The following is a 5,402-nucleotide window of genomic DNA, read 5'->3' on the forward strand; positions in this document are numbered from 1 at the left end:
TCAGCGAGGTGGCATTATAGAGATTGCGATCACATTGGCAAGCCCTTTTTCTCGTTTTTTTTGATTTTTTTATCGTTTGGGTGTTTTTTATTCTAAAAGGCGAGTTTTCACTACTATTCTACCTCCATACACCCTGTAATCGCCCTGAATAAGGAAAAAAGATGAGCTCAATGAGAAGCTACAAAGGTATAAAGCCTGAACTTGGTGAGCGTGTTTACGTTGACCCAACCTCTGTTTTAGTCGGTGATATCCGAATTGGCGATGATTCTAGCATTTGGCCATTGGTAGCAGCGCGAGGCGATGTAAACCACATTCACATTGGTGATCGAACGAATATTCAAGATGGCAGTGTTTTGCATGTCACCCATAAGAACGCCGAAAACCCAAACGGCTACCCATTGATTATTGGTAATGACGTTACGATTGGCCACAAAGTGATGCTGCACGGTTGTGAGATCCACGATCGTGTTTTGGTTGGTATGGGAGCTATTGTTTTAGATGCTGTTGTAATTGAGTCAGAGGTGATGATCGGAGCAGGCAGTTTAGTGCCACCTGGGAAAGTATTAGAAAGTGGCTACTTATATGTTGGAAGCCCAGTAAAACAAGCTCGCCCTCTATCAGAAAAAGAACGAGCTTTCTTGCAAAAGTCTGCCAACAACTATGTGCAGAACAAAAACGACTACTTAAATGAAGTAAAAGACTTGAACTAAAACCCTGTTAACCGATGATGATATGGCCTTCTTCGTTGAAGGCTTCATCTTCTATTAGCTCTTCAGCCATTTCTTCTAGGTCGAATCTGTAATCAGTAAACACTTTAATTGCCGCTTGCTCAGTTTCAATCAGTGAACCACTGAGCTTTTCTAACTTTTGTTTCGTCACAAAGCACTCTATTAGTGCGCCTGATTGTTGCGCCGAAAAGTTTACCGATTGTGATACTTCATCCCATGATTGAATATCTGGGAATAAGATGGATTGATTCATCGCTTATTGACCTTCAAGATTCTTTCTTAGTTCTCTGAGAATTTGTTTGGCACCAGGACGTAAGCCACGCCAGAGCATAAAGCTTTCCGCAGCCTGCCCAACTAACATTCCAAGACCGTCATACGCATGAGCGGCACCATTCTCTTTTGCCCATAAGTTAAAGCTCGTCACCCCTTTGCCATAAATCATGTCATAGCTTGTACTGTTAGCGGCAAAGATGGAGGATGAAATAGTCGGCAGTTCACCACTAAGAGAAGCGGATGTGGAGTTAATGATGACATCATACTCTTCATCAATACTTGCCATCTCTTTGGCGAGGATAGGACCGTGAGAGACAAACAGCTCTGCGAGCTCTTGTGCTTTACTAAAGGTACGGTTGGTAATGGTTAAAGAGGTCGGCTTTTGATCGAGTAGTGGCTTAATAACACCACGAGCTGCACCACCAGCACCAATAATTAGGATTCGCGCACCTTCCAATACAACCTGATGCTGAAGCAGATCTTGCACTAAACCTGCACCATCAGTGTTGTCACCGATGATTTCACCATCGTCTAACTTCTTGAGGGTATTTACCGCGCCTGCTAACTGAGCCCGTTCTGTCAATCGACTAGCAAATTGATAAGCATCTTCTTTAAATGGCATAGTGATGTTGCACCCCTTGCCACCTTCAGCAAAAAACACCTTCGCCGCGTCAATAAAACCATCAACAGGTGCACTTTCTGCGGTATACACCAAAGATTGATTAGTTTGACGAGCAAACAAGGTGTGAATGAATGGCGACTTACTGTGTCCGATAGGATTACCAAACACGGCATAGCGATCGATTTGCTGGGTCATTTCCTTACCTTTGTTCCTTACTTAGATATAGAGAAAACAGGGCCACCTGATTACAGATGACCCTATCACTATCTATCTATATAGAAAAGGAGATTCCGTGCTTACCACTCTCGGGGCGTTAGGTATCGCTCGTAAAGTTCAGCTTCTGGCGATCCCGCTTCTGGCTCGTAGCAGTACTCCCAGCGAGCGAGCGGCGGCATTGACATCAGAATCGACTCAGTACGCCCACCACTTTGTAAACCAAATAAGGTGCCACGGTCATACACTAAGTTGAACTCTACGTAACGGCCGCGACGATATAGTTGGAATTCACGCTCACGCTCACCATACTTGATCTCTTTACGACGAGAAACGATCGGCAAGTAAGCCTGGCAATAGCCTTCACCCACTGCTTTGATGTAAGCAAAACACTTATCAAATTCCCACTGGTTTAGATCATCAAAGAACAAACCGCCAACACCGCGAGTTTCATTACGATGTGGTAGGAAGAAGTATTTGTCACACCATGCTTTATGCTCTTGGTAAACATCGTCACCAAATGGCGCACAAAGCAGTTTTGCAGTGTCGTGCCATGATTGGCAATCTTCTTCAAATGGATAGAACGGCGTTAGGTCAAAACCACCACCAAACCACCAAATTGGGTCTTCGCCATCTTTTTCTGCAATAAAGAAGCGGACATTGGCGTGTGAAGTCGGTACGTAAGGGTTTTTAGGGTGAATAACCAAAGAAACACCCATCGCTTCAAAACGACGACCCGCTAGCTCTGGGCGATGCGCTGTCGCAGATGCTGGCATTTCTTTCCCTTCCACATGCGAGAAGTTCACGCCTCCCTGCTCGAAAACAAGGCCATCACGCAAAACACGTGAGCGACCACCGCCCCCCAGACGCTCTCCTTTTTCACGTTGCCATGCATCTTCGACAAAGACGGCCTTTCCATCTTCTTGTTCTAACTGCTGACAAATGGAGTCCTGAAGTGACATCAAGAACTGCTTTACGGCGTGCTTATCGATCGCTGACATACGTTATTACCTATTACGTGAAACCTAATGATGGCTGGCTAGCAGGGTTAACCCTGTCTTAATATTTGTGAAGTTTTGGCGTCACGAATCTCGCTGGGTTTATCACGACCGCTGGTCTCGCCACGAAGAATGGCGACCAGCTTATCACCCAACTGCTCTTCGACTTCTTCCGTGGTCATACACGGTGGTAAGCCGGAAAGATTCGCGCTGGTAGAGGTTAACGGCTTTCCGAATGCATTACACATTTTTTGCACCAAAGGATGATCAGTCACACGAACCGCAATTGAATCAAACTGCCCTGAAACCCAGTTGGATACTTTATCGCTCGCTGGCATGATCCAAGTGTATGGGCCTGGCCAAGTGGCATGAACAGTCTGTAATTGTTCTTCAGTCAACTGAGATTCATCAATATAAGGCAAGAGCTGATCATAACTTGCCGCGATTAGAATCAGCCCTTTTTCTACCGGACGCTGCTTGAGCTCTAATAGCTTTTGAATTGCTTCTGGGTTATCTGGATCACATCCGACACCAAAAACCCCTTCTGTTGGATAGGCAATCACTTCGCCTTGCTTGAGTGCGTTGAGCACTTGTTCAAAGTTATCCACCGATTACTTCCTATTTGTTTGACTGTGTTGTTTTCACTAAGTGTACAAATATTCATTCTCAGACACTAAAGCAATTTTTTTATAAAATGTATCAATAGCGCCAACAACAAGACGCAAACGTTTGCTTGAGATAAAAATCCCCGTATAATGCGCACAAATTTATAGCTCACCTAATTTTTGCAGCTTAAAGGAGTTTGAGATGAAAGTCGGTATCATCATGGGTTCTAAATCCGATTGGCCAACCATGAAACTAGCAGCGGACATGCTAGACCAATTTGGCGTGCCTTACGAAACAAAAGTCGTGTCAGCACACCGAACTCCTCAATTACTGTCTGACTACGCTAGTGGCGCAAAAGAACGCGGCATCAAAGTTATCATCGCAGGCGCAGGTGGTGCAGCCCACCTACCAGGTATGGCGGCGGCGTTTACTAGTTTGCCAGTGCTTGGGGTTCCCGTTCAGTCTCGTGCACTGAAAGGTATGGATTCACTGCTTTCTATTGTACAGATGCCAAAGGGAATTGCGGTTGGTACATTGGCGATTGGCGAAGCGGGCGCAGCAAACGCCGGTATCCTAGCAGCGCAAATCCTAGGCACTCATGATGAAAACATCATGGCGAAGGTAGAAGCATTCCGTAATGAGCAAACGGAAACAGTTCTCGCAAATCCAAACCCTGCAGAGGATTAATCAGATGCATGTACTGGTTCTTGGTGCGGGTCAGTTGGCTCGTATGATGTCTCTGGCTGGTGCGCCACTGAATATTCAAATTTCAGCTTACGATGTCACCAACGGTGATGTCGTTCACCCTTTAACTCAACAGGTACTTGGCCATGGTTTGGAAAATGCGATTACGCAAGTTGATGTGATTACTGCCGAGTTCGAGCATATTCCACATGACGTGCTCAAGGTTTGCGAAGCGAGCGGCAAGTTCCTACCAAGTACGCAAGCCATCAAAGCAGGTGGTGATCGCCGTATTGAAAAGGCACTGCTTGATGATGCTGGCGTGCGCAACGCGAAATACTACGTCATTGAAACTCGTGAAGACTTTGAGCGCGCAATTGAACACGTTGGTATGCCAATGGTTCTGAAAAGTGCATTAGGTGGTTACGATGGTAAAGGCCAATGGCGCTTAAAAGAAGCTTCTCAAGTCGACGACATTTGGACTGAGATGGCAGAGTGCATCGCGGCAACACCAACTCAAGCGATTGTTGCTGAAGAGTTTGTTCCTTTTAACCGCGAAGTATCACTGGTTGGTGCTCGAAGCAAAGATGGCAGTGTGGAAGTGTATCCTCTGGCAGAGAACGTCCACACCAACGGTGTATTGAGTCTTTCTACTGCGATTGATGCGCCAAGGTTACAGGAACAAGCAAAGCAAATGTTCACGGCAGTCGCAGATAGCCTAGATTACGTTGGCGTATTAGCGCTTGAGTTCTTTGATGTCGATGGGGCACTTTTAGTGAATGAGATTGCTCCACGCGTGCACAACTCTGGTCACTGGACACAGCAAGGTGCAGAAACGTGTCAGTTTGAAAACCATCTGCGCGCAGTGTGCGGCTTACCATTAGGCAGTACGAAATTGGTTCGTGAAACCTCAATGATTAATATTCTTGGTGAAGACACACTACCAGAAGCATTGTTATTAATGGATGGTTGCCACCTTCATTGGTATGGCAAAGAGAAACGTGCAGGTCGCAAGATGGGACACATCAACGTGTGTGGCGACTACCCAGGAGAATTGCACCGTAGGTTGTGCGCTCTGGCAGACATCTTAGACCCAATAGCTTTCCCAGCCGTGCAAGCGTTCGCTAAACAGCCTCAACACTAACGTTTGGCAGCAAAAAAATAAAAAAAGGGTCGCACGATGCGACCCTTTTTAATTCCTTTGTGTGCCGTCCTAAATAAGGTTGACACTTTCCACCCCCCAAAATTGGAGAGTGTTATGAAATCAACAACTAAAAGAAC

The 5,402-nt window shown here is 45.9% G+C and carries 7 protein-coding genes; 3 read left to right on the forward strand and 4 right to left on the reverse strand.

What is annotated here, in order from left to right; genetic code table 11:
• Positions 1-161: 161 nt before the first annotated feature.
• Entirely contained in the window at positions 162-710 is a 549-nt protein-coding gene (locus R7E51_RS24055) for a gamma carbonic anhydrase family protein (protein WP_005379096.1), read from the forward strand.
• Between the two features lie 7 nt (positions 711-717).
• On the opposite strand, the gene R7E51_RS24060 is transcribed toward R7E51_RS24055, so the two are convergent.
• From R7E51_RS24060 to R7E51_RS24075, 4 genes are all read right to left on the reverse strand, one after another.
• Complete coding sequence (locus R7E51_RS24060) at positions 718-981, reverse strand: DUF1488 domain-containing protein (RefSeq protein ID WP_005379090.1); 264 nt, start codon at positions 979-981, stop codon at positions 718-720.
• Positions 982-984: 3 nt separating this feature from the next.
• Positions 985-1,818, reverse strand: coding sequence for a shikimate dehydrogenase (aroE, locus tag R7E51_RS24065; RefSeq protein ID WP_017821584.1), 834 nt, complete (start codon positions 1,816-1,818; stop codon positions 985-987).
• A 101-nt stretch (positions 1,819-1,919) separates the two neighbouring features.
• Positions 1,920-2,837: an oxygen-dependent coproporphyrinogen oxidase gene (gene hemF, locus R7E51_RS24070; protein WP_017821583.1), complete on the reverse strand. Its 918-nt coding sequence runs from the start codon at positions 2,835-2,837 to the stop codon at positions 1,920-1,922.
• A 47-nt stretch (positions 2,838-2,884) separates the two neighbouring features.
• Complete coding sequence (locus R7E51_RS24075) at positions 2,885-3,442, reverse strand: L-threonylcarbamoyladenylate synthase (protein ID WP_005379084.1); 558 nt, start codon at positions 3,440-3,442, stop codon at positions 2,885-2,887.
• Positions 3,443-3,641: 199 nt separating this feature from the next.
• On the opposite strand from R7E51_RS24075, the gene purE reads away from it, so the two are divergent.
• Positions 3,642-4,127, forward strand: coding sequence for a 5-(carboxyamino)imidazole ribonucleotide mutase (gene purE, locus R7E51_RS24080; RefSeq protein WP_017821582.1), 486 nt, complete (start codon positions 3,642-3,644; stop codon positions 4,125-4,127).
• Positions 4,128-4,131: 4 nt separating this feature from the next.
• Positions 4,132-5,265, forward strand: a complete 1,134-nt coding sequence (locus tag R7E51_RS24085; protein ID WP_017821581.1) for a 5-(carboxyamino)imidazole ribonucleotide synthase — start codon at positions 4,132-4,134, stop codon at positions 5,263-5,265.
• Positions 5,266-5,402 lie beyond the last annotated feature (137 nt).

It is taken from the genome of Vibrio sp. Vb1166 (assembly GCF_033338695.1).
Taxonomy (GTDB): Bacteria; Pseudomonadota; Gammaproteobacteria; order Enterobacterales; family Vibrionaceae; genus Vibrio; species Vibrio alginolyticus.